The following is a 485-nucleotide window of genomic DNA, read 5'->3' as shown; positions in this document are numbered from 1 at the left end:
ACCGACGCAGCGGGTAATACCTCAGGCAGCTCAACGCTGACGTTCACTCTTGATACCACAGCGCCAGATGCGCCAACACTGACACTGGATACGGACTCTGGCTCAGCGGCGGATGACTTCTTAACCAACGACAGCAGCTTCACAGTCGGCGGCACCGAAGAGGGTGCGACAGTCGAATACCTCGTTGACGGAAACTGGACGACAACCGCACCCGTACCAACGGAAGGTGACAACACGATCACCGTTCGTCAAACCGACGCAGCGGGTAATACATCAGGCAGCAGCGAGCTGACGTTCACTCTAGACACAACAGCGCCAGATGCGCCAACACTGACACTTGATACGGACTCTGGCTCAGCGGCGGATGACTTCTTAACCAACGACGGCAGCTTCACAGTCGATGGCACCGAAGATGGCGCGACAGTCGAATACCTTGTTGACGGAAACTGGACGACAACGGCTCCAGTACCAACGGAAGGTGACAA

At 56.5% G+C, this 485-nt stretch carries 1 protein-coding gene; it reads left to right on the top strand.

The window, feature by feature from the left end:
• The coding region (locus AB4375_RS21570; protein ID WP_372052506.1) for an Ig-like domain-containing protein at positions 1-485 on the top strand (485 nt) is incomplete at both ends.

The organism is Vibrio sp. 10N.261.51.C6, from assembly GCF_041471785.1.
GTDB lineage: Bacteria > Pseudomonadota > Gammaproteobacteria > Enterobacterales > Vibrionaceae > Vibrio > Vibrio crassostreae_C.
The sequence above is the reverse complement of the archived record's forward strand: the minus strand, read 5'-3'. Positions and strand labels throughout refer to the sequence as shown.